Annotated in this window: 18 protein-coding genes and 2 tRNA genes; 12 read left to right on the forward strand and 8 right to left on the reverse strand. The window is 41.0% G+C overall.

Going from position 1 to position 23,994, the window contains the following annotated elements:
- Nucleotides 1-71: 71 nt before the first annotated feature.
- The 6 genes from NFU46_RS06430 (at nt 72) to NFU46_RS06455 (ending at nt 11,200) form a co-directional block, all read left to right on the forward strand.
- Nucleotides 72-1,799, forward strand: coding sequence for an autotransporter assembly complex family protein (locus tag NFU46_RS06430; protein ID WP_405030607.1), 1,728 nt, complete (start codon nt 72-74; stop codon nt 1,797-1,799).
- Nucleotides 1,799-5,485, forward strand: a complete 3,687-nt coding sequence (locus NFU46_RS06435) for a translocation/assembly module TamB domain-containing protein (RefSeq protein WP_251600682.1) — start codon at nt 1,799-1,801, stop codon at nt 5,483-5,485. The genes NFU46_RS06430 and NFU46_RS06435 overlap by 1 nt, the downstream gene beginning before the upstream one ends.
- Nucleotides 5,486-5,576: 91 nt before the next feature.
- Nucleotides 5,577-6,449: a peptidylprolyl isomerase gene (locus NFU46_RS06440; protein WP_251600685.1), complete on the forward strand. Its 873-nt coding sequence runs from the start codon at nt 5,577-5,579 to the stop codon at nt 6,447-6,449.
- A 69-nt stretch (nt 6,450-6,518) separates the two neighbouring features.
- Entirely contained in the window at nt 6,519-10,409 is a 3,891-nt protein-coding gene (gene hrpA / locus NFU46_RS06445; RefSeq protein WP_251600689.1) for an ATP-dependent RNA helicase HrpA, read from the forward strand.
- Between the two features lie 72 nt (nt 10,410-10,481).
- A complete protein-coding gene (locus tag NFU46_RS06450; RefSeq protein ID WP_285835531.1) occupies nt 10,482-10,895 on the forward strand; it encodes a two-component system response regulator in 414 nt (137 codons plus the stop codon).
- A gap of 8 nt (nt 10,896-10,903) precedes the next feature.
- Nucleotides 10,904-11,200: a PilZ domain-containing protein gene (locus NFU46_RS06455; protein ID WP_054564030.1), complete on the forward strand. Its 297-nt coding sequence runs from the start codon at nt 10,904-10,906 to the stop codon at nt 11,198-11,200.
- Here the strand turns inward: NFU46_RS06455 and NFU46_RS06460 are convergent.
- A complete protein-coding gene (locus NFU46_RS06460; RefSeq protein ID WP_251600692.1) occupies nt 11,197-12,387 on the reverse strand; it encodes a class I SAM-dependent methyltransferase in 1,191 nt (396 codons plus the stop codon). The two genes, NFU46_RS06455 and NFU46_RS06460, sit on opposite strands and share 4 nt — an antisense overlap.
- Nucleotides 12,388-12,522: 135 nt before the next feature.
- Between NFU46_RS06460 and NFU46_RS06465 the strand changes: the two genes are divergently transcribed.
- Both NFU46_RS06465 and NFU46_RS06470 read left to right on the forward strand, forming a co-directional pair.
- Nucleotides 12,523-13,170, forward strand: a complete 648-nt coding sequence (locus NFU46_RS06465) for an HD domain-containing protein (RefSeq protein WP_251600695.1) — start codon at nt 12,523-12,525, stop codon at nt 13,168-13,170.
- The gene (locus tag NFU46_RS06470) at nt 13,163-13,564 is read left to right on the forward strand and encodes a VOC family protein (RefSeq protein WP_251600698.1); all 402 of its coding nucleotides are present in this window, start codon (nt 13,163-13,165) and stop codon (nt 13,562-13,564) included. Before NFU46_RS06465 ends, NFU46_RS06470 begins: the two co-directional genes overlap by 8 nt.
- 12 nt (nt 13,565-13,576) lie before the next feature.
- Here NFU46_RS06470 and NFU46_RS06475 read toward each other — a convergent pair whose 3' ends face one another.
- Both NFU46_RS06475 and NFU46_RS06480 read right to left on the reverse strand, forming a co-directional pair.
- Complete coding sequence (locus NFU46_RS06475; protein WP_175083205.1) at nt 13,577-14,566, reverse strand: two-component system response regulator; 990 nt, start codon at nt 14,564-14,566, stop codon at nt 13,577-13,579.
- Nucleotides 14,563-17,892: a PAS domain S-box protein gene (locus NFU46_RS06480; RefSeq protein WP_251600701.1), complete on the reverse strand. Its 3,330-nt coding sequence runs from the start codon at nt 17,890-17,892 to the stop codon at nt 14,563-14,565. Before NFU46_RS06480 ends, NFU46_RS06475 begins: the two co-directional genes overlap by 4 nt.
- A 137-nt stretch (nt 17,893-18,029) precedes the next feature.
- On the opposite strand from NFU46_RS06480, the gene NFU46_RS06485 reads away from it, so the two are divergent.
- On the forward strand, nt 18,030-19,100 hold the full coding sequence (locus NFU46_RS06485; RefSeq protein WP_251600704.1) for a GGDEF domain-containing protein: 1,071 nt from the start codon (nt 18,030-18,032) through the stop codon (nt 19,098-19,100).
- On the opposite strand, the gene NFU46_RS06490 is transcribed toward NFU46_RS06485, so the two are convergent.
- The gene (locus tag NFU46_RS06490; RefSeq protein WP_062566990.1) at nt 19,097-20,077 is read right to left on the reverse strand and encodes an ion channel; all 981 of its coding nucleotides are present in this window, start codon (nt 20,075-20,077) and stop codon (nt 19,097-19,099) included. The two genes, NFU46_RS06485 and NFU46_RS06490, sit on opposite strands and share 4 nt — an antisense overlap.
- Nucleotides 20,078-20,179: 102 nt before the next feature.
- Here NFU46_RS06490 and NFU46_RS06495 point away from each other — a divergent pair, with 102 nt between their 5' ends.
- A complete protein-coding gene (locus NFU46_RS06495) occupies nt 20,180-20,860 on the forward strand; it encodes a M48 family metallopeptidase (RefSeq protein WP_175079735.1) in 681 nt (226 codons plus the stop codon).
- Between the two features lie 38 nt (nt 20,861-20,898).
- Here NFU46_RS06495 and NFU46_RS06500 read toward each other — a convergent pair.
- Nucleotides 20,899-20,983: transfer RNA gene (locus NFU46_RS06500), tRNA-Tyr, on the reverse strand.
- 49 nt (nt 20,984-21,032) lie between these two features.
- Nucleotides 21,033-21,117 (reverse strand) — tRNA-Tyr (locus NFU46_RS06505).
- Nucleotides 21,118-21,229: 112 nt separating this feature from the next.
- Between NFU46_RS06505 and NFU46_RS06510 the strand changes: the two genes are divergently transcribed.
- The gene (locus NFU46_RS06510; RefSeq protein WP_055022407.1) at nt 21,230-21,745 is read left to right on the forward strand and encodes a VC2046/SO_2500 family protein; all 516 of its coding nucleotides are present in this window, start codon (nt 21,230-21,232) and stop codon (nt 21,743-21,745) included.
- Nucleotides 21,746-21,918: 173 nt separating this feature from the next.
- On the forward strand, nt 21,919-22,218 hold the full coding sequence (locus NFU46_RS06515) for a DUF6172 family protein (protein WP_251600707.1): 300 nt from the start codon (nt 21,919-21,921) through the stop codon (nt 22,216-22,218).
- A 73-nt stretch (nt 22,219-22,291) separates the two neighbouring features.
- Here NFU46_RS06515 and NFU46_RS06520 read toward each other — a convergent pair whose 3' ends face one another.
- Entirely contained in the window at nt 22,292-22,732 is a 441-nt protein-coding gene (locus NFU46_RS06520; protein WP_175081138.1) for a hypothetical protein, read from the reverse strand.
- Nucleotides 22,733-22,887: 155 nt separating this feature from the next.
- Entirely contained in the window at nt 22,888-23,856 is a 969-nt protein-coding gene (gene cysK, locus NFU46_RS06525; RefSeq protein ID WP_058583732.1) for a cysteine synthase A, read from the reverse strand.
- Nucleotides 23,857-23,994: the final 138 nt, after the last annotated feature.

Genomic DNA, 23,994 nt, shown 5'->3' on the forward strand with positions numbered 1-23,994 from the left:
TATGGCACTGTGCTAGTATCATTTTGTACTCATTTTAGACTATGACTCTTCCAAAAAAGTAAGGATATTTTTTGTATACTCGGCATTTCTTTTTTGTCTTTTTGTTTATCTGCTTTTCATACAGCCAGCTTGCATTAAGTGCGGCAACGGTTATTAAAGATTATAAAATTCAGGGGATCAGTGATGAGCTCGAAAAAAACGTTGAGCTTTACATTAAGCAACTGGTCGATGAAAAAACTTCCAAGGCATTAAAGCGTCATGCTAAAAGCCAAGTAGAAATGAGTTTAAAAGCCCTTGGTTATTATAAACCGACCATCAAAATTAGTTTCGATGATGCTCAGCAGCTTTTAATTGTTGATGTTCAGCGTGGTCCTGCTACCCGAATTGCGGATATTAACGTGACTATCACGGGCGCCGGTAAAGATGACGCTGAATTCATGTCTGCCGTCAACAGTATCAAAATCAAACAAGGTGACTTTTTAAATCACGGTAAATATGAGGCGGCAAGAAAACGCATTGAAAGCCAACTATTAGACTTAGGTTATTTTGATGCAAAATGGCATGAACATAAATTGGCAGTTTCGCTAAAAAATAATAGCGCAAAAGTCATTTTTAATGTCGATACTGGGCCCCGTTATCAGTTTGGTGATATCGCTATTGGTACTGAAACCCCAGCTGAAAAATACATTCGTTCGCTGGCTGAATTTAAACAAGGTCAGCCTTATAAAGCCACCGAGATTTCTGATTACAACTTAGCACTGTCGAGTACCCCTTATTTTACCAGTGTTCGTGTGTATGCAGACATTGCAAAACGTAAAAATAACCAAGTGCCTGTCAACGTTGACGTTTTACACAAGCCTGCCAATAGCTATGAAGTGGGTGGTGGCTTTAATACTGATTTTGGCCCAAAAGTTCGTTTCAAATGGACTAAACCTTGGATCACCGAAGATGGTCACTACTTAGAAAGTAACCTCAATGTGTCTGAAAAACAGCAGGATATATCGATGAGTTACACTGTTCCTGTTGATGATCCTAATGATGATCTTTGGCGCTTTTCTGTGGGTTACAAGCTCGAAGATGAAGTAACTAATGATCTATATAGCAAAATATTCACGGGGCAATTACAGCGACAGTGGCTAACCGAAGACGATTGGGTTCGTACTGCTTTTTTAAGACGCGATTACGAAACCTATCGAATAGGGGATGAAGAACAAAGCGCAAAAATGTTGATGCCCGGTATTAGCTATGCCAAAAAAGACACTGAGGGGGGGACAACGCCTTATGAAGGCTATCAATGGATGATGTCAGTCGAGTTTGGTTTAAAAGATATGATGTCTACAACCAATATTTTGCGCTTACAACTGCAAAATGCCTGGTTAACTACTTTTGCAGATCGCCATATGCTTTTCTTAAGAGCTAACCTAGGTGCCATGCTGGTCGATAATATAAATGATGTGCCGTTATCACTGCGTTTTTATGCCGGTGGTGATCAGAGTGTACGTGGTTTTGCCTATGAATCTATCTCCCCTGAAAATGAGGAAGGGCGCCTAATTGGTGGTAAATATTTAATGAGCGGCACTGTTGAATATAACTATCAATTTGCTGAACATTGGCGCGCAGCCTTATTTGTCGATAGTGGTACTGCGACTAATGATTTTAGTGATCGCGTCGAAGTCGGTGCCGGTTTTGGTTTTCGGTATTTAACGCCGGTTGGCCCTGTGCGTATCGACCATGCTTGGGGTTTAACAAAAGAAAGTAAAAGTACCAGATTAAGTATTACCATAGGACCTGAAATCTAATGAAGATGTTAAAAAAGATAACCAAGGTTCTATCAATCACGTTGGCTAGTTTGCTAGTTATTGTGTTTTGTTTGTTTTTCACTGCACCCGGTAATCATTTCATTGCATACGCAGCGAATAAGTTAGTTGGTGGCTTAAAAATCAACCTGCCATCTGGGCGTTTTTTATATAATGATGCGTTTGATGTTCACTTTGAAAATCAAGGCATCAAGCTTGATGCAAAGCAGCTAAAAATTGATTTATTCTGGTGGCGTTGTGATGGTATCTGCCTAGATAATTTAAGCGCCCAGTCGATTGATATAAGCATTAAAAGCCAAGCTGTATCAACTGAGCAGAGTACTGAAGCAGAGCCTGAAGCTGAGCAAGCTGGTCAAATCAATTTACCATTGAAAGTTGCTGTTAAACGCGTTGCAATTAATCGCTTTAACCTCGCGCATCCGAGTGCCGATGTAACAGTTAACAAGTTAAGCCTAAGTGGTCACGGCGAAGCATCGGATATTACAATAGATACACTGACCATTGCTGATGTTGCTGTGATGCTGCACGAGGCGAAAGAGCAGCCTCAATCAAAGCCATTAACAGAGCTGCCAGCATTACCCGCAATTGATATTACGCTACCGATTAATGTTGAATTAAAGCAATTTCAAATCAGTAAAGTTGCTGTTACCCCTTATGGTGCTGAAGAGGCTCAGTTAGTTGAAAATATCGAATTAGTTGCGTCTGCTAAGGGGAGCGATATTAATCTTGAAAAGCTTGCTGCAAGTTATCAGCAATGGCAATTGCACTCTAATTTAATGGCAGAGCTTTCTGGTGAAAATACAATTGATGGAGCAGTGTCTGTAAAAGGCACTGAGCATCAAGCGAAGTTATCGCTTTGGGGCCCGCTTGAGGATTTAACGTTAGATTTAGTAACGCAAGGAACTTACCCAGCAGAGTTAAAAGGGGCTGTGAACCTAAAAAAAACAAATTACCCATTTGATTTAACAGGCCAGATAGCAAAGTGGCAAATTACGTCAGATACACAACAGCTGCAATTATCGGACTTTGATTTAAAAGCGAAAGGCCATGCCGATGCTTATACTGTCGATTTGAGCCTAGTTACGCAGTTAGACGCATTACCAGCAATGACTGTGAAATCGCAATTACAAGGTAGTTTAACAAACGCAAAGCTTGAGCAGTTAAGCCTCAATGCTAATGACAGCAAAGCAGGCATTAACGCATCAGTTGATTGGTCGAACGGGGTAAAAAGCGAGTTTAAAGGGGTTTTAAGCCACTTAAAAGCCCAATACTTAACGGATGCATTAAGCAGTGATTTATCTGGTGAATTTAATGGTTCATTTAATTTACAGGCAGGTGAGTGGCAGCTTGCCTTAGATAACACGCAATTAAATGGTTCAGTTAATGAAGTGCCAGTGACCTTGTTGTCGGATTTTGAACTTGATAGCAGCCTGCATGCGAGTTTTAAAAAACTTGAAGTAAAAAGCGGCAAAAATGAAATTGCGCTATCGGGACAGGTTGATGACGTATGGCGTGTCGACGGTAAATTGCGTCTAGATGCAAGTGGTCAAGATATCTTGCCTATACAAGGCAAGGGCTTTGCAGATTTGAGCTTACGTGGCGAGCGTCTTGCGCCAACGGTTGATTTAAATCTAGTTCTTAATACATTGAGCTATCAAGATATTCAGGTTGATGGTTTAACATTAAAAGGGCAATTTGATTACGCTGCAGACTGGCAAACGGATGTGTCTTTGGTGCTTGATTCTGCATCTATTAACGAACACAAAATTAATCAAATTGAGTTAGACGCCAGTGGCGATAAAACAGATCACCATTTAACTTTTTTACTCGATGCAGATCAAGGCAAGGCATCATTTGATATAGACGGTAAATTCAATAAAGAAACCTGGCAAGGTGCGCTAAGCCAAATTCTTGTTACCGATAATCAGGTGCGCTTTGGCACTAATAAGCCAGTTAATATTCAACTGAATACTAAAACCTTTGACTTTAATGTAGGCGCGCATTGCTGGCAAAGTGATAACTCAAAACTATGCTTTGAGACCTTGCAGCAAACTAAGCAATTAGGCCAGCTAAATGCACAGCTTGCAGCGCTATCTATTGCTGAATTTAAACACTTCTTACCCGATAACTTGAAAGTAACTGGCGATGCAAACGGGGAGTTTGTTGCTAATTGGAATAATGGCGGATTGAAAACGATTCGTGCCAATATCAAAACTCAGCAGCTTGAAGCATCTTTAATTGATGATGCAAATGTTTATAAATTACCGATAGAGGTTTTAGATATCTCGGCAATGAGCGATGCGCAAACGGGTAAACTTAATGCCACTTTAGATTCATCTGTATTAGGTAAAGTAACCTCAGAGCTCAAGATTGATGATATCCAGAATCAACAAACCTTAGCGGGCGACTTGGTTATTGAGAAAATTGAGTTAACAAACTTACGACCCTTTATTGCATCACTTGAGCAATTAACAGGCGACATAAAAGGCCAGTTAGCAATCGCTGGTACTTTAAAAGAGCCATTACTCAATGGTGATTTTGATGTCGAAAAAATCAACCTTGAAGGGTCATCCTTGCCTGTGTCGCTGCAAAACTCTTATGTGAACATTGCCTTTAATAACCAAAGTGCGAAGCTCACGGGGGAGCTCAAAGACACCGAAGGGGGCGCGCTTAATTTATCTGGCGGTGTTGATTGGCAGCAAGATTTACCGGACGTTAACGTGAAGCTAAACGGTAAAGAGTTTTTTGTGCGTGCTCAGCAAGATGTCACCTTTAAAGTGTCTCCAGATTTAACTATGTCGTTAAAAAATAATGCGTTTAATCTTGATGGCCAAGTCGTCGTGCCATGGGGACGTATTGCGATTGAAGAGCTACCAGAAGGTGCTGTGCAAGTCAGCGATGATGAAGTCATTGTTGATATTGAGCAGCAACAGTCAGAAAAAGTCCCTTTTGACTATGCTATTAACTTAAAGGTGTTGGTTGAAAATGATGTGCGCGTTGACTCGTTTGGCTTACAGTCTAAAGTTGAAGGTGACATTAACATCAGCATGGACCAAGTTACGCCGATGATAGCAACGGGTGAGTTGAACCTTGTTCAAGGTACCTATCGTGCTTTTGGTCAAGACTTGCAAATTCGTACCGGTCAGGTGGGCTTTAGCGGCTCAATTGATAAACCGTACTTGAACATTAAGGCAATTCGAAATCCAGACAACACCTCGAATGGCGTGATTGCGGGTATTACCTTAACTGGTAATGTTGAACAGCCTTCATTAAAAGTATTCTCAGAGCCAGCGATGGACCAAGCCCAAGCATTGGCTTATTTATTAAATGGGCAACCTCTTGATGAAGGAGATAGTTCAACCGATGCGATGCTCACCCAATTACTGCTTGCCCAAGGTGTAAACCGTAGTGAGGGGGTGGTATCTAAAATTGGTGAAAGCTTTGGCTTATCAGATGTCAGCTTAAGTTCAAGCGGCAGCGGGGATGATACTAAAGTCGAAATATCTGGTTACGTTACTCCGGGTATTCAAGTGAAATACAGTGTCGGTATTTTTGATTCATTAAGTGAAGTGGCGGTACGTTATCAATTGTTGTCGCAATTGTATATCGAGGTCACCAGCGGCTTAAATCAAAATGTTGATATTCTTTATAAATTTGATTGGGACTAATATCTCTACTTGTGGCCAAACATCGCTTTTACTTGCTTATTAGGGCATAAGTTAATAGGCTGAATTGTCAATTACTTAAAAGATAATAACAATGAAATTAAGTCTATTAACTCTGTGCCTTGGCGTAGTTTTAGCTGCACCAATTGCTGCAAAAGAAACAAGCCAAAAACGTTCCGCTGGGGAAATCATTAAAACCGCAAATAGCAGTGAGTGGCGAAAAGTCAGTGCCGAAAACGTCATTAAATTAACCTTACCTACGGGTGCTGCTTATATTGAACTAAACGATAAACTAGCGCCCATTCACGCAAATAACATGCGACAGCTTGCCAAAGAAGGGTTCTATCAAGGCCTAAGTGTGTATCGCTTTGTTGAAGGGTTTGTCGCGCAGGGCGGGGATGTCAGTGAAAATAAACCCATTAAAAATGCCAAAAAAGGGTTACCCGCTGAGTTTTATCTACGCACTGAGACTCCCTTAGCGATTACAGAGCTTAAAGGGCCTGATGGTTATGCCACTAAAACGGGCTTTTTAAATGGCTTCGCAGTGGCGCAAAACCAAAGCCAAACCGAAACATGGCAAGTACATTGCCCAGGAATTTTTGCCATGGCCCGCGGTAATGATATTAATTCCGGTGGTACCGAATTTTATGTCATCATCGGCAATAGCCAGCGCTATTTAGACCGTAATATCACCGTGTTTGGTCGTGTTTTAGAAGGCATGGAGCATTTTAATCTATTGCAGCGTAAAGCTACTGAAGGTCAGGCATTTAATCCCATCACAGATATGCAAGTATTAGCAGATATTAAAGACACAGATAAAAGTGAGTTTCGGGTGATGAAAACAGACTCAAATGTGTTTAAGGCCCTCATCGAGGCGCGTAAAAATCGAGTAGAAGCGTGGTTTGTTGAAAGCCCTGATTTTATCGATGTTTGTGCAATGCCAATCCCAACCGAACGGATTAAATAAAGCCATGACCACCTGATAGATTATTTGATACAATATCAGTCTATTGGTTAAGAAATATAAGGGTATCGGGTGGTTAACCTAGGTCCGCTGTTCGGCGAATTAAAAACGTGTTTACGCAAAGATCAATTCATCTTCAAAAAACGCCTTCATGGTATTAAAAAAATCAACGATGAAACTAAGCAAGCAAACATAGCGCAAAAAATAGCAGAAGATATTAATCGTTCGCAGCAATTGCGCGAGCAACGTTTGGCTGCATTGCCTAAAGTGACCTACCCAGAGCAACTTCCTGTTAGCCAAAAGAAAGATGACATTAAACAGGCGATTGCCAATAACCAAGTGGTGATCATTGCCGGTGAAACTGGCTCTGGTAAAACGACGCAGATCCCAAAAATGTGTTTAGAGCTTGGCCGCGGTGTTGACGGATACATTGGCCACACCCAGCCTCGCCGACTCGCGGCTCGAAGTGTCGCGAATCGTATTGCAGAAGAAATGCAATGCGAGCTAGGTCAACAAGTGGGTTTTAAAATTCGTTTTAGTGACCAAGTTTCTGACAATAGCTATATTAAATTGATGACAGACGGTATTCTGCTGGCTGAAATTCAACAAGACAGATACCTAAATCAGTACGATACCATCATCATCGATGAAGCCCACGAACGTAGCCTGAATATCGATTTCATCTTAGGCTATTTAAAAAATTTACTGCCAAAACGTCCCGACTTAAAAATTATTATTACCTCAGCGACGATTGACCCAGAGCGTTTTTCTAAACATTTTGATGATGCACCCATCATCGAAGTATCCGGTCGAACTTTCCCAGTAGAGGTACGTTATAGACCAACCACTGAAATCAACAAAGACGAGATGGAAGCGGATGGTGACCAATTACAGGGTATTTTTGATGCCGTTGATGAGCTTTGCGATGAAGGCCCTGGCGATATTCTGATTTTTATGAACGGTGAACGAGAAATTCGCGATACCGCTGATGCGTTATCAAAGCGAAACCTCAAAGGCACGGATGTTTTACCGCTATATTCGCGTTTATCAAACGCAGAACAAAACCGAATTTTTGCGCCGCATAGCCGCCGTCATATTATTTTAGCTACCAACGTGGCTGAAACATCACTAACGGTGCCGGGTATTCGCTATGTTATCGACCCTGGTACCGCGCGCATCAGCCGTTATAGCTATCGTACCAAGGTACAACGATTACCGATTGAGCCAATTTCACAAGCTAGTGCCAATCAGCGTAAAGGTCGCTGTGGTCGTATCGAAGCGGGTATCTGTATTCGCTTATACAGTGAAGAAGACTTTTATTCGCGCCCGGAGTTTACTGACCCTGAAATTTTACGCACCAACTTAGCCTCTGTTATTTTGCAAATGCTTGGTTTAGGGCTTGGCGACATGCAGCAGTTCCCGTTCGTGCAAGCGCCAGATAGCCGAAATATCAATGATGGTTTAACGCTACTTGAAGAACTCGAAGCCATTAAGCCAGCTAAACGTCATAAAAAGACTGAGCTTACGAAATCAGGCAGAAGTTTAAGCCGTTTACCGGTTGATCCACGTTTAGCGAAAATGGTGCTGACTGCCGATGGCTTAGGTGCACTGCGTGAAGTGATTATTATTGTTGCGGCATTGTCGATTCAAGACCCAAGAGAGCGACCACAAGAAAAACGCGGTGCAGCGGATGAAAAGCATGGCCGTTTTGATGACCCTGATTCAGATTTTATCGCCTTTTTAAATCTGTGGAATTACCTTGAAGAGCAGCAATCTGAATTGAGCAATAGCCAGTTTAGAAAGTTATGCCAAAAGGACTTTTTAGCCTATATGCGGATCCGCGAATGGCAAGATATTGTTTATCAGCTATCAACGGTATGTAATGAAATGGGCATGAAGGCCACTACAAATGTTGCTGATAGCGAGCGAATTCATCAATCTTTATTAAGCGGTATGTTAAGTCATATTGGTTTTAAAGATGAAAAACAAATTTATAAAGGCGCCCGCAACAGCCAATTCCATATTTTCCCAGGTTCAGGATTATTTAAAAAGAGCCCAAAATGGATTATGTCGGCAGAGCTTGTTGAGACCAGTAAGCTTTATGCGCGGATCAACGCGCGCATAGATTTGAAATGGGTTGAAGGCTTTGCACAGCATTTAGTAAAGCGCAGCTACAGTGAACCGCATTGGGAGAAAAAGCCGGGTGCAGTTATCGCGTTTGAGCAGCAAACCTTGTATGGCCTATTAATTGTTAATAAGCGCCGCTGTGTATACAGCAATATTGATCCAAAAGTAAGTCGCGAGTTGTTTATTCGCACCGCTTTAGTAGAGCAAGAACTGGGTCAAAATGAAGGCTTTTTACAATATAACCAAGAGTTAATTGAAGATATTCAGGTTCTTGAAAATAAATCTCGCCGCCGTGATATTTTAGTTGATGAACAAACTTTATTTGAATTCTACGACAAGAAAATTCCACAAGATGTAAATAATCGTGCCGCGTTTAATAAGTGGTGGAAAGGGCAAAAGCAAAAAGATAAGCGCTTTTTGCACATGTCTCGAGAAGAATTAATGCAGCATGGTGCTGATCATGTTACCGAGTTTGATTACCCAGATACTTGGCAGCAAGAGAACTTGTTGTTACCACTGGCTTATCACTTTGATCCAGGGCAAGCCGTTGATGGTGTTGCGGTACAAATTCCAGTTGCACTGTTAAATCAAGTACAAGAAACTGGCTTTGATTGGCATATTCCTGCATTTAGGCATGAGTTAATTTGTGCGCTTATCAAGTCGCTACCAAAAACGATCCGTCGCAACTTTGTGCCTGCGCCAAACTACGCCGATGCGGTACTTGCTGCAATCGAGCCGATGCAAGGCAACTTAATTGATGCAATTAGTACGCGCTTATTACGTATGACAGGTGTGCGTGTTGAGCCAGATGCATGGGATTTATCAACCCTTGCTCCGCATTTACGCTTACAGTTTGAAGTACGCGATGAACACGATAAGTTACTCGCTCGCGGGTTAAATCTATCTAAACTAAAAGCCCAGTTACAAGGTAAGGTAACGGATACCTTATCGAAAGTAGCCGACAAGGGTATAGAGAAAGCTGATTTGACCGAGTGGAGCTTTGGTGAGTTACCGAGCTCTTACGTGAAAAAGCAAGGTCAATACGAAATCAAAGCGTTTCCAGCGCTGGTGGATAAAAAAGACTCAGCAGCGGTTGAGTTATTTGATAATGAACACAAAGCACAGCAGGCGCACCAACAAGGTTTACGTCGCTTAGTGTTATTAAACGTGCCATCACCAATTAAGTATTTACAACAAAACTTACCGAACAAATCTAAATTAGGTTTGTACTTTAATCCGTTTGGTAAGGTCAATGACTTAATTGATGACTGTATCGCTGCAGCCGTTGATAGCCTATTAACTAAATACGGCAACATTCGCACTGCAGATGCGTTTGAAAAGGCAAAAGAACAAATTCGCGGCGAGCTCGGTGATACGGTTGTTGAGATCGCTACCCAAGTAGAGCAAGTGTTGAGTATTGCTCATGGCTTAAATAAACGTATGAAAGGACGCGTTGATTTAACCATGATCACGGCGCACGGTGATATTAAATCACAGTTACAAAGCTTAGTTTTCAAAGGCTTTGTTAGTCAGCACGGCGCAGCAAAAATGACGGATTTAATTCGTTACTTAAAAGCCATTGAACGCCGCTTAGAAAAGCTCCCTGTTGATCCTAATCGTGATAGGTTGTGTGTGCTTGAGCTTGAAAAAGTAGCTGAGCAATATCAAAAATTAGCTAATAAAATTCCTAAGGGTATGCCAATTCCTGAAGAGATCAGTGCGATATTTTGGATGCAACAGGAGTTACGTGTTTCTTTATTTGCACAAACACTAGGGACACCTTATCCTGTATCTGCTAAACGTGTTTTAAACGCAATCAAAGAATGTGAGTTATAATACTAAGGAATGAGCAATGGGTTAGCGCCTCCTTGCTTTAAGTTACAAACACAGATGCTAAAAGGAGATTATGTGGGCATTGAAAAGGAAAGACCGATCTCAGTTCCTGAGCGTACGGTAAATCGACCGCGTCCAACTATTTTGGTCGTCGATGATGAATATTTTAATTTTGAAATGCTCAAAGCAAGCCTTGGGGATGAGTTTTCATTAAGTTATGCAAACTCAGGCACATCGTGTTTAACATCGGCTATTGCTGAGCCGCCGGATGCTATACTACTCGATGTGTGTATGCCGGGCTTAGATGGTTATGATACCTGCCGATTACTAAAAAACACTCCAGAAACAGAGCAAATTCCTGTTGTCATGGTGTCTGGTCTTGAAACCGAGCTTGAACAAAAAGCAGGGTTTGATGCCGGGTGTGACGCCTATGTAGTGAAGCCTTTTTCTGTTAAAACATTAATAGAGAAAATAAAAACACTGGTATAGGAGGCCATATGTTTCATGAGGAGAAACGCGACTTTCGCCGCATGCAAATTCATACCCCTGCAAAACTGATCCCATTAGATGTTGTTAATGGTGAAGAAATTCAGGCTATGTGCACTGATTTAAGTGCAACAGGGCTGGCAATACACCTTGATGAAGTTTTAGAAATAGGTAGTCTGTATCGGGTGTTAATTGCTTCGACTAGCACGGCGATTACTTCATTTGATGCGACAGCCCGTGTGATTCGAGCAACCAAGGAGCAAGATGGCTCCTTGAGTGCCGGTTTAGAAATTGTAAGTTTTAACTAGTAAACCTTACAGATCAGGCCTTTAAGATAAAAGCCTTCTGGGTAGCTGCCAGCAATTGGGTGGTCGGCAGCTTGGTTTAATCGTTCCATGATCAACAAGTCTTTACCTGCATCAAGGGCAGCATCCGCTACCACTTTTTGAAATAAATTTTGTTCCATTAATCCAGAGCACGAGAAAGTGAGTAAGGTTCCACCTGGTTTTAAGATTTGCATCGCAATCATATTAATATCTTTATAACCACGACATGCACCGGTTAGTTGCGCTTTGTTGTCAGCAAATTTTGGTGGATCCATAACAATAGTATCAAATTGCACACCTTCATCACGGTATTGGCGCAATAACTTAAAGACATCTTGTTTCACGAAATCAACTTTAGATAAATCAAGGTTGTTATGCTCAACGTTACGCTTAGCGGTATCAAGTGCTGGCTGTGACACATCGACGTTAGTAACGTGCTTACAACCGCCACGCAAAGCATAAAGCGAGAAAGTACCTGTGTAGCTAAAGCAGTTTAATACTGTTTTGTCTTTAACAAAGCGCTCAAGGGCTGCACGGCTATCACGTTGATCTAAGTAAAAGCCTGTTTTGTGGCCTTCAAGAATGTCTACTTCGAGTTTTAAGCCATTTTCTTCAATGACGACTGGCTCTGTTGGTTCTTTACCCCAAAGTATGCCCTTGATTGGTTCAAGGCCCTCTTTTGTACGAACATCAACATCTGATCGCTCATAAATATCGCAACCAGGGAAAATGGCCATTAGTGCAGCAACAATTTCACCTTTATGGCGCTCTGCTCCGGCACTAAGCAGTTGGCACACCAGTACATTATCAAATTTATCGATAGTGATGCCTGGCAAGTAGTCAGACTCTGCAGCGCTTAAACGAAAACCCGTTAAGCCGCCTTCGCTGATCACCTGTTCGCGCGCATCATAGGCACGGCGCAAACGCTTTTCAAAAAAAGCCTGGTCAATGATTTCGTTTTGATCGAAGCTCCATACGCGAGCACGAATTTGCGACTGCGGGCTGTAAGCTGCAATCGCTAAAAACTTACCGTCATTGTCATAGATAGTGACAGTATCACCTAGTCCTGGCTTACCTTTTACTTTTTTAATGGCTTTTGAGAACACCCATGGGTGTTTTCTTTTTAATGATTTTTCTCGTCCAGCTTGCAGGTAAATAGTAGATGACATAGGGATTCTCGCGTCAAACAAAAGGGGGCATAGTTTAATGAAGCACTGACAAACATACAATGAATGTTTTGAACAAATCCAGCAACCACGATAAAGTAAGCATAATTTCAATTAGTTAATGGTGATAGTCTGTATATGCAGCCAGAAATAGACTTTGCAGCTTTAGAAACTCAGTGTCGAGACTTTATTTTGTCTTTACTTCATGCCGATGTCGCACACGATATTAGTCATATTGAGCGAGTAGTGAGGGTTGCAAAACAATTATGTATTGCCGAGCAGGCAGAAATGGCTGTGGTGTTACCCGCAGCTTGGTTACATGATTGTGTTGCGGTTGCTAAAAACCATCCAGACAGGGCAAAAGCATCGACCATGGCCGCAGACAAGGCGTTAAGCTTTTTAGCTTCAATTAATTATCCTGAGCAGTATTTTAGCGCTATTCATCATGCTATTGCGGCACATAGCTTTAGTGCCAATATCAAAGTACAAAGTGTTGAAGCGCAAATAGTGCAGGATGCAGATCGAATGGATGCATTAGGTGCAATCGGTGTGAGTCGTTGTATGAAAGTAGGGGGCTCAATTGGTCGCTACTTGTATCATAAAGACGACCCATTTTGTTTAAACCGCGAACCTGACGATACAAAATATACCCTAGATCATTTTTTCATTAAGTTGTTGCACATTAGCGAGAGTATGAACACGCCATCAGCAAAAGATGAAGCCAAAAGACGTACAGCTTACATGCTCGAATTTTTAGAGCAGTTAAAAGCAGAAATTGGTGAGTAACATGGCTATTCCATCTTTACGTGGTGTTGATCATTGCCACTTAAATGTTGATGATTTAGCGGCTGCGCTTAAGTGGTATCAGCAAGTACTTGGCTTTAATGTTGTACCAGAGCTTGCTTTTTGGGATGAAGGAAAAGGGCCTTTAACTTTAGAAGACCAAGCAAAGACAATTCGTTTAGCACTCTTTGAAGCAGACGGTAGAAGCAAAGGTATTGCCTTTGGCGCAAATGCAGAACAGTTTTTAGCATGGCTTGAGCATCTCGCTCAGTTTGATATTAAAACATTTGTTGCTGACCACGGTGTTACTTATTCAATGTATTTCAAAGATTGTGCTGGTAATAGCCATGAAATTACTTCGCATGATTACGGTGCAATTAAAAAAGGCCTCAAATGAGGCCCTAAGATATTAGCTCGTATAAGTATTTTTGATTTCTATGATGCTATCTATTTGACCGATAAATAAATCAACTAGTTGCGGGTCAAAATGCTTACCGGCTTCGTCTTTCAATAAGTCGATGGCTTCTTCAACCGACCAGGCTTTTTTATAAGGACGTTTTGAGGTTAAAGCATCAAACACATCTGCAATTGTCACGATACGCCCTTCTATACTTATCTCTTCGCCTTTCAGGCCATACGGATAGCCCGTACCATCCCATTTTTCATGGTGTTCAAGGGCAAGCTTATGAGCAAGCTGTAATAGCGGCGAAGTTGAGTTCTCTAAAATCTTCGCACCGATTAAGGCATGTTGTTTCATGTGCTCGTATTCGTTTTCGTTTAAGCGGCCAGGTTTTAATAGTACTGAATCAGGAATACCTATCTTACCTACATCATGCATAGGCGCTGCCTGTTTAAGCTGTTCGGCTTCGTACTCACTCATGCCATAGGCAAGGGCGAGTACTTTACTGTAACGGCTCATTCTTGCAATGTGCTCACCAGTGTCGGTGTCTTTATATTCTGCGGCGCGGCCTAAACGTTGTATCAAATCAATATGGGCTAATTGCAGTTGTTCAGCTTGCACTAAAGATAAATGATTTTTAACCCGTGCTCTGACAATCGCAGGGCTAATTGGTTTGGTAATATAATCGACTGCACCTAGAGCAAAGCCTTCAGACTCATCCTGCTCATGAGAAAGTGCGGTAACAAAGATAACAGGAATATGAGCGGTTTTAGGGTTTGCTTTTAACACTTTACAGACTTCGAAGCCACTCATGTCGGGCATCATAATATCGAGCAAAATCAACTTAGGAGGTTCATTTTCAATAAGCTGAAGAGCAAGCTCGCCAGATTTTGCAAACGATAAGCGATAATCGTTAGCGAGTACTTCACGGATCACTTTTAAATTGGCTGGTTCATCATCGACGACCAAAATTCTTGCACGTTCTGAGATTTGCGTCATAGGTGTTCCTTAGCAGCTTGGAGAGTGTGCTTTAAAGCTGATAAAGCAGTGCTTGCTGCATCAAAGTCAAAGTTTTCAAAATGCGCACAAATTTCAACAACCAGCTCTTGGTAGGTTGCCGGTGCTTGGGATTGCACTTGGCTTAATAAATCATCGTCTATTTCTGCATGCTCAGCTTGCGCTTGCAGTGCCTCAATTTGGCTAATAAATGCCCCCAACGACGTTTCGTGTATGGGTTGCTGTTGTGAACTAGACTGCGGCTGATCTGCAAGCAATGCAATCAGCGTTTGCCATTCCTGTTCGCACTCGGCAATGAGTGTAGGGAAGCTTTCCTTTTCACGTTCTTTTTCAGCGTTTGATAACAAGTATAATAATTTTGCTAGTGCTAAATTACCCGCGACTCCTTTAAGAGTATGCAAAATTGCTTTTTGTTCGTCTTCACTGAGTTTCTGATCCTTCAGTCGTAGAATACTCTGTTGATGATTGCTTAGGAATAAGCCAATTTCCGTATTTAATTTCTCTTTGCTTCCCCACATCAAAACACCTTTGTCGTAGTTGATGTGCTTTTTCTCATCACCGACTTTATTGTTAGTGATTTTATTTACTTCTAAACCAAGCACTTTCGCAATTTCATGGTTCAGCTGGTTAATATCAACGGGTTTATTTGCAAAGCCATTCATACCGGCTTGTTTAGTGGTAATTTTATCTTGTTGTAAAACACTCGCCGTCAACGCGATGATAGGTGTAATTTTTAAGCATCTGATTTTCTCTATTTCGCGGATTTCTTTACAGGCCGTAATGCCATCACATTCCGGCATATGTATATCCATCAAAATCACATCAAAGCTTTGCTGTCCAAATGCTGCAATGGCTTCAAGACCATTGTGAGCCGTACTGATGGTGTGCCCAGCTTGCGATAATAAAATGTTCAGTAGCTCAACATTTTGCTCAATGTCATCAACCACTAATATGCGAAGTTTTGGTAAGTCTAATTGATTACAAGTTAGGGTATCGACTTGGCTGATATCACCTTCTTGTAAAGGAAGGTTAAAGTAGAAGCAGCTGCCTTTACCTTCTTCACTGATAGCACCAATTGAACCACCCATTAATTCAACAAGTTGCTTACTGATAGTGGTGCCAAGACCTGTGCCACCAAATCGGCGTGTCATGGTGCCGTCGGCTTGTTCAAATGGCTGGAAAATAGCTTCTAAGCGGTGCTTGGCTATGCCAATACCACTGTCTTGCACTTCGAAAAACAATTGTTTGTTTTGAGTTTGACTCACCGTAATTGTGACAGACCCTTGCTCGGAAAATTTAATGGCATTACCGATGAGATTATTCATCACTTGGCGAATGCGAGACTCATCGCCAATATAAATGGGCGCAACACTATCAGCGATAATCAAATCAAGCAGAATATCTTTACGCTTCGCTTCAAGCCAAAAAGTCGAGACGATATTGTCGAGCAAGGCTTGTAAGTTAAAGTGCTCAGCCTGAATATCGAGTTTGCCTTTTTCTAACTTTGCAGAATCTAGTACTTCATTGAGCAAATGCAGCAGTGAGCGAGCTGATTTATTCACGGTAATAATATGTTTTTGTTGCTCTTTACTGAGTGGGCTATCCATTAATATGTCGCTAAAGCCGATTATGGCATTCATTGGCGTGCGTATTTCATGGCTCATGTTTGCCATAAATGATTGTTTTGCTTGTGCTGCGGCTTCAGCTTCTTGTTTAGCCTTTTTGAGTGATTCTTCATATTCGTGGCGCGCAGTGATATCGATAAGTACACCATCGATCCACTTTTGTTCAGAATCACTACTTTCATTAATTGTTCCTTGGTCTAAAACCCACACAACGTTTCCATTTCGATGGCGAATGCGGTACTCAACCGCATATTGGTTTTTTTCAGCTATGGCTTTTTCCATAACTTCATCAATATGGGCTACATCATCGTTATTAATGATTTGAGCAAATGTAACTGTGCCATCGGTAAACTCTTCAGGGCTGTAACCAGTTAAGTCAGCAACACTGGGGCTGATAAATTTCATTGTCCAGTGCTCATCTAACAAACAACGAAATACAGCGCCGGGAGTATTGTTCATTAAAGTACGATATTGCTTTTCTTTTTCTTCGAGACTTTGCTGCAGTGCACGTTGCTCAGTTAAATCGGTTATAAAGCCTACAAACAATGTTTCTGCGTTAGGTTGCTTCACTTCACCAAGACCTAACCGAATCGGGAATAAATGACCATCTTTATGTTTTGCAAACACATTTCGGTTAACGCCAATCACTTTTTTAACTTCATGTCTGCTACTGTCCGCTAAGTAACCATCATGTTGAGCGGCTATATCGTCGTTCATTAATAGTTTTACGTTTTTACCTAACACTTCATCTTGTCGCCAACCAAAAATAGTTTCTGCGGATTTATTAAAGCTTAAAATAATGCCATGAATATTAATTGTTACGATGCCATCTATTGCAGTGCCTAAAATGGCATCCAAGCGCGACTCTTCTGCTGATTTTTCTGCCAGTAATAAGCGAAAACGTACCATGCCGTTAATGATACCAACCAGAGCGGTTAATAATACGGTGGCAAATGAAACGCTAATGGCGATAAAAGTGAGTTGTGAGGTTTGAACGTTTTCAGATAACAAAGGTGAGGTTGCAACAAAGCGAGTAGCGGCCATTCCCATATAGTGCATACCAGCCACAGCAAAGCCAAAGATAATGGCGCAAATGACACGGGTTTGAAACACAGTGAGTTTTTTAAAATACTCACCTAGGTGAAATCGCGCATATAAGCCGACAAAAGATAATGCAACAGCCATCACAATAGATGCTGCAAACCAAGCTGGGTCGTAGCGAAGCAGCGGACTCATTTGCATGGCTGCCATCCCAGAGTAGTGCATTGCACCAATGCCAGAGCCAAGTAATACAGAGCCAATGAGTAGCTTTATTGTTGTTGGTATTTGCTTTAAATCTTTGCGTTTCAAAAATGAAAATGCGGTATAGCAGGCTAAAAATGCAGGAATAAATGAAAAAAATGTCAGTGTAGGGTCGTACTCCACGGTGGTGCATAATGAAAAAGCTAGCATGCCGATAAAGTGCATACTCCAAATCCCACCTGTCATCACCAAGGCACTTGTTGCACTACCTAATTTACGGTACGAATCAAATTGAGTTCTATTTGCTAGATCAATGGTATGGAGTGAAAAATAAGCAGCAAAAATAGCCGTAGCAATAGAAAGAGCAACTAAGCTTGGATCATAGACACCACTTATAATTAGGCTGGGGTCCTGATCAGTAATGAAAAATTTAGCGAGCATAATATTTTTTTGAAACGACTTGTAATAGCAGTCTAATACAAATTATTAGTAAATTAGAGAAAAACCTATCACTTAAGTACGTAGGATTCAAAACCTTGGCTATATTTAATTAAAAAGGAGTAGTTCGAGGTGGGTAGATGAGAAGAACCGAGCAAACATTAGTTGAGCAAATGCAGATTAATGATGTAGAAATCCAACACAGAATGAGCTTATTAGGGCTGACTTCAAATAGTCTGTCATCTCTTTTGAACTATAAACCTATAATCGAATCAGCCATCGAAAATGTAGTGAATGAGTTTTATAAAAAACAAACCGAAGTGGATGAAATTTCGTTACTAATTGGTGATGCAGATACTTTAACACGACTCAGAGATGCACAAAGGCAGTATATAATCGATTTATTTTGTGGTCGTTACGAGCATGAATATGTTAACAACCGTCTACGGATTGGTATGGTGCATAAGCGTATTGGGGTTGAGCCAAAGCTTTACTTATCGGCGGTGTGTACTTTAAAAGAGCTCATTTTTAATGTGCTTCGCACCACAATAAGCGATCAAGATGAGTTAAATCATACCCTTACCATCATTGATAAATTGATTTACTTTGATACGACGTTGGTCTTTGATACTTATATCGACAGCTTAGTGGGCGAAATTGAAAATGCGAAACGCCGCACCGAAGTCTATGCGAAAGGCCTTGAAGAAAAAGTAGCTCAGCGCACTCAAGAACTTGAGAAACTCGCTAAACTCGACCCACTCACCAACCTCTACAATCGCCGTGTAATGCAAGAGCTATTACAACGCGACCTTGCCAGAGCCAGACGTCACAAATCACCATTAACGGTTGTTTATTTTGATTTAGATGACTTTAAGTCAGTGAATGACACACAAGGCCACTTAAAAGGTGACGAAGTCCTTAAATATATAGGCCAATACTTACTTGAAAATATTCGCGAGATTGATATACCGTGCCGTTATGGCGGCGATGAATTTTGCATCATCTTACCCGATTGCGAGTTAGATAGCGCCTTTACTATTTGTGAAAAACTTATAGCCGCATTTGAACAACAATACCCTGAGCTTCATCTAAGTTTTGGTCTTATTGCAGCGCCACTTGATAGCACGGTAGATGCTGAAGAGTTAATTAATCGAGCCGACAAAAAAATGTATCAGGCAAAAGAGCATAAGGGTTCATACATTATGCGTTAGCGAGTCATACGCTTTACAAAAACAACGACGAATAAAGCAAGCGAAAAGCTACCACAAAATGCTTCTATGGCTGCGATTAACCTCGAAAAACCTATTGGCGTAATGTCACCATAGCCAAGGGTTGTAAAAGTCACCACGCTGAAGTAAAAACTATTCAACAATGCCGACAAATTGCTTTGAAATGAGTTTTCAAAGCTCAGTTGCATCACAGAATCTTGATAACTTACCCCGAATAAGAAATAACAAAATGCACAGCAAATAATGAGTGACAGACTAAAGCGAATGACATTTTCGGGCTTTTCGCCATAACCACATAACATATCTATAAAGCTGGAAGTAATTTGCTTGGTTGAGCCTTTTCGGTATTGCGCATGACGCATTCTTAATTCTTTGTAGGTGAAGTTACCGGCGAGCTCAAAAAGCCCTTGATGTTCAGAGGCTTTTCTTAAATTGCGATATATTTCTTCAGATTGCTCAAATAAGTCTCGTGCTTCATCATGCTGTTTATTTTTACGTGCTTTAAATGCAGCCGCTTCTTGTAATAATTGGTTACCCAATTCGATGTTATCAATTCTGCTGTCGTTGAGCTTAATACCTAGTAAGTTGGTATTTTTTAAATCACAGTAATGCAAACTCGCGCTATGTAAATTAGCTTTCATTAATGAAGCATTGGCTATTTTATTATTAAATAGGTGAGCGCCCGTTAAATTCGCACGATAAAAATTACAATAGGAGAGATCATAACCTTCTTCGTCATCCTGCTTTATTAAGTTAAGTCCTGAAAGGTTCGCTCTTTGCAATTGCAGGCCTTCTAATAAGCCACCTTTTTTTGCATAGCGCTCTAATTTTTGGGTTAGATCTAGCCCTGATTTATCAAATTTACTATCATGCCAAAAGCAAAATCCAGAGCCCATATCTGTTTCTTGGCACTTGTTACCTGTTGGTGAGGTATAACTACAACATGGTTTGTCAGGCATAAAGGTGAAAACTTATTTGTGAGTCATCTTTATAGATTAGCAGCTATTTAGCAGGGTAAAATGGAATCTCTTATTTTTATTAATCGAATTGGCTGACCTTTGTTGGATTACACCCTAAAGCGCAGTAAACGCAGAACCACAGTGGCAATTAAAGTTGCCGAGCAGAAATTGACCGTTTATGCGCCTTTTTATGTTTCACAAACTGAGATTGATGCCTGGTTAAAGACCAAGCAAGGTTGGGTCGCTGAACAAATAGCCAAACAATCCATTCATGCTGAGCGCCGTCAACTACCATTAGTAAACGCCACTATTAAGTTGTTTGGGCAAAACGTGCCGATAGTATTCGCTAAAGGCCCGAAAAGCATGTGGCAACAAGATGCACAGTCTCAGCTTACCTTATCAATATCATCACGTGTCAAACATCAAGAAGCTAACTACCTCGCTTTGCTGGAGCAGTTTTTACATGAAAAGCTTGAGAGCTATATCGAAATGCGTGTTCATGATTATTGTGTACAGATGTCTGAATCGCTCCCTACAAAGCTTAAAATTCAACATTATAAACGTCGTTGGGGCAGTTGTAATAAACGCCGCGAGCTGACTTTTAACTTACATTTAGCAAGTGCGCCAACCTGGGTGATTGATTATGTGGTTGTACATGAGCTTGCGCATCTTTTACATATGAACCATAGCGCTAAGTTCTGGCAACGTGTGAACCAGTATTATCCAAATTATAAAAAAGCCGAGCAATGGTTAAAAGCAAATGGAAGTAGTTTGAGTTGGTAGCTTAAGTTAGCGAGAGCAAAGTTAGAAAGAGTAAAGAGTGGTGGAGGGAGCTGGATTCGAACCAGCGAAGGCTGAGCCGTCAGATTTACAGTCTGATCCCTTTGGCCGCTCGGGAACCCCTCCACACAAATTTTTACTATTGCATCTGGCCCCACTTTTCTAAGAAGGAAAGTGGTGGAGGGAGCTGGATTCGAACCAGCGAAGGCTGAGCCGTCAGATTTACAGTCTGATCCCTTTGGCCGCTCGGGAACCCCTCCAATGCAACGGCGCTGATAATAGCAAACTTATTATTTAAGTAAAGAAAAAAACTAAAGAAAAATGCATAAATGCCGATAACTGGTTAATCAAGAAACTATTTGGCTAAAGACTATGCAAATTGATGGTTTGTTGCTCACAGAGAGCCAACTCGATAATCGTCTAAATAAAAGTGTTCACGAGCACCGCTCTGGAGAATTTGCTTTATTACTAGCAATGCTTTCTCATGATGCGCTCGATTTTAGCCAGTTTCACCTGCCAAAAACTGAATTAAGCAATCCTGAAGTATCTGAATCTGCTTTGCGCACCGAGTTAGGTGCAGGCCCCACACAACCATTAGCTCCCGAACAGTTTGATATGCTGATTGGCCAAGAAAATGCACTTAGACTATTGCAAGGTGGTTTATCAGACATCAGATTACGTCATTGTTTAAACCCAGAGCCATTGAATGTTCGTGATGATAAGCAACATGTGCCGCTAGAAGTGATTGATAACTGTGAGCCTGCAGTTAGAAAACGCTTTTATGAAAAAAATAAACCCGTTGAGCGCCCACAAATCGATGCAGCTGCATTTTATGATAGCCTTACTGACGAGGCGATACATCAACCTCTTCATTTAGCTACAGCTTAGGTATAAGTGGCTTAATCGAAATGTCATAGACTTCGAATACACTAAGAATAAGCTTAGAATAGACTTATATTTAAGTAAAACTGCAAAAAGTACAGCTAAATTAAGATGTGCTTGTTATAATAGCAGTCTATGGCTTAATGCCATTGTCATTGAACCAAGTTACTAGGACTATAATGAAGAAAACATTCACGCTAAACCACGAGAAAATTAAATATCCTCGTATGGTTGATGCAGCCAAGCACGAAGTAAAAAAATACTTAAAACGTGAGCGTAATAAAACACTCCCAGCAGGCGCCGACTATTGGGCGTTTGACTGTAAGTTTGGTGAATCAGCGGATGAGGCCAATGTCGTTCACGTGGCAGATATTAATAAATGTATTAGCGATATTGAAGCAAAACAGCTTACATCGTTTTACGTTGAAATCTTAGCGCGTCCTGCACAGCGTCAACATCAAGAGTTTGACGAAGAGTAATATCCATACTGTTCTGCAGTAATACTCTAATACAAAAAGGGCCTTCAGGCCCTTTTTTAGTTTTCGTAATTAATTATCGCGCAAATGGATCTGCATTAATTTTTTCTATGTACCAATTGCCTTTTTTACGCATCATTTTCACACTGCGCATATCATCAATTTTCTTACCATTAAAATAACCTGTAAAAATTAAATTGATGTTGGCTTTATCGCCATACTGTTCGCGCAAGCTCATGTTAGTCATATCGACTTCAATTACCACTTCATCGTATTGCATATTAACCAGGTTACGAGCGAACTGCCCAGCAGTACCATAAGACTTCATAATACGGGCCATTTTCGGCGTGGCGTATTCCATTGCAAGGTTTAAATCGTTCTGGTTGTACAAAGCATCAAAATAGAGAGTCGCTACATTACCTGGGGTGTTTTTTTCGCCCTTTGGTGCGTCTTCAGAACCGCAACCGAAAAGAATGCTGCTACTTAGAAGGATAAAAGTTAAAAGTATATTTTTCATTGTTGTAGTTTTTCGAGTGAACTTAAAATTAAGTGTGTGACTAAATGAGCATGATGTAAAGTTAACTCGGTAAAATTATTGGTTTTATTTATTTCAGGTAATAAAAAAGGACGCATGTCTGCATCCTTTTTTAACTACTAAGTGATTCTTAGTGGTTACTGAACTAGCTCTTTATCGCTGAACTCTTCAGCAAATAATGGGCTAGATAAGTAACGCTCAGTCGCACTTGGTAAAATTACCACAATGTTCTTGTCTGCGTTCTCAGGTTTTTCAGCAAGGCGTTTTGCCGCAACTACTGCTGCACCAGAAGAAATACCCACTAAAATACCTTCGTTTTTCATCAGTTCATGAGCCATAGCAATCGCATCTTCATTTGATACTTGCTCTGCAGCGTCTACAACTTCTAAATCAAGGTTGCCAGGAATGAAGCCTGCACCGATACCTTGGATTTTATGAGGGCCCGGTTTAACTTCTTCACCAGCTAATGTTTGGCTAATAACTGGAGAGTTAGTTGGTTCAACAGCAACCGATTGTACATTTAAACCTTTTTCTAGTTTAAGGTAACGGCTAACACCCGTAATAGTACCACCAGTACCAACACCTGCTACGAAGATATCTATTTTACCGTCCATTGCTTCATAGATTTCAGGGCCCGTTGTTTCAAAGTGAATTTTCGGGTTAGCTGGGTTTTCGAACTGTTGTAAAAGAATGTATTTTTCAGGCTCACTGGCTTGAATTTCTTTTGCTTTTTCAATCGCGCCATTCATACCCTTAGCGCCATCAGTCAATACTAGGTTAGCACCTAAGGCTTTTAATAATTTACGACGCTCTAAGCTCATTGTGTTAGGCATAGTAAGGGTTAGCTTATAGCCACGAGAAGCTGCTACGAACGCAAGTGCGATACCTGTGTTACCTGAAGTCGGCTCGATTAACTCTTTTTCTTTGGTTAATACACCTGACTTTTCTGCTTCCCAGATCATTGAAGCGCCAATACGGCATTTAACACTGAAGCTTGGGTTACGTGATTCAACTTTAGCAAAAACATTACCTGAGGTTACGCGGTTAAGCTTTACAATTGGTGTATTACCAATCGTTAATGAATTATCTTCAAAAATGTTAGACATAGTGTTCCCTTGGAAGCAATTTATTCAATCGTTGATCAACTAGCTAAGGCTAGTGATCTGTAATAGTCACACTTTACTGTGGTGAAATAAAAACGAAAGTAAAGTTTGGCTATAACATATAGCGAATAGGCTTATAGC

Origin of the sequence: Pseudoalteromonas sp. NCCP-2140 (assembly GCF_023708065.1) — a bacterium.
GTDB lineage: Bacteria > Pseudomonadota > Gammaproteobacteria > Enterobacterales > Alteromonadaceae > Pseudoalteromonas.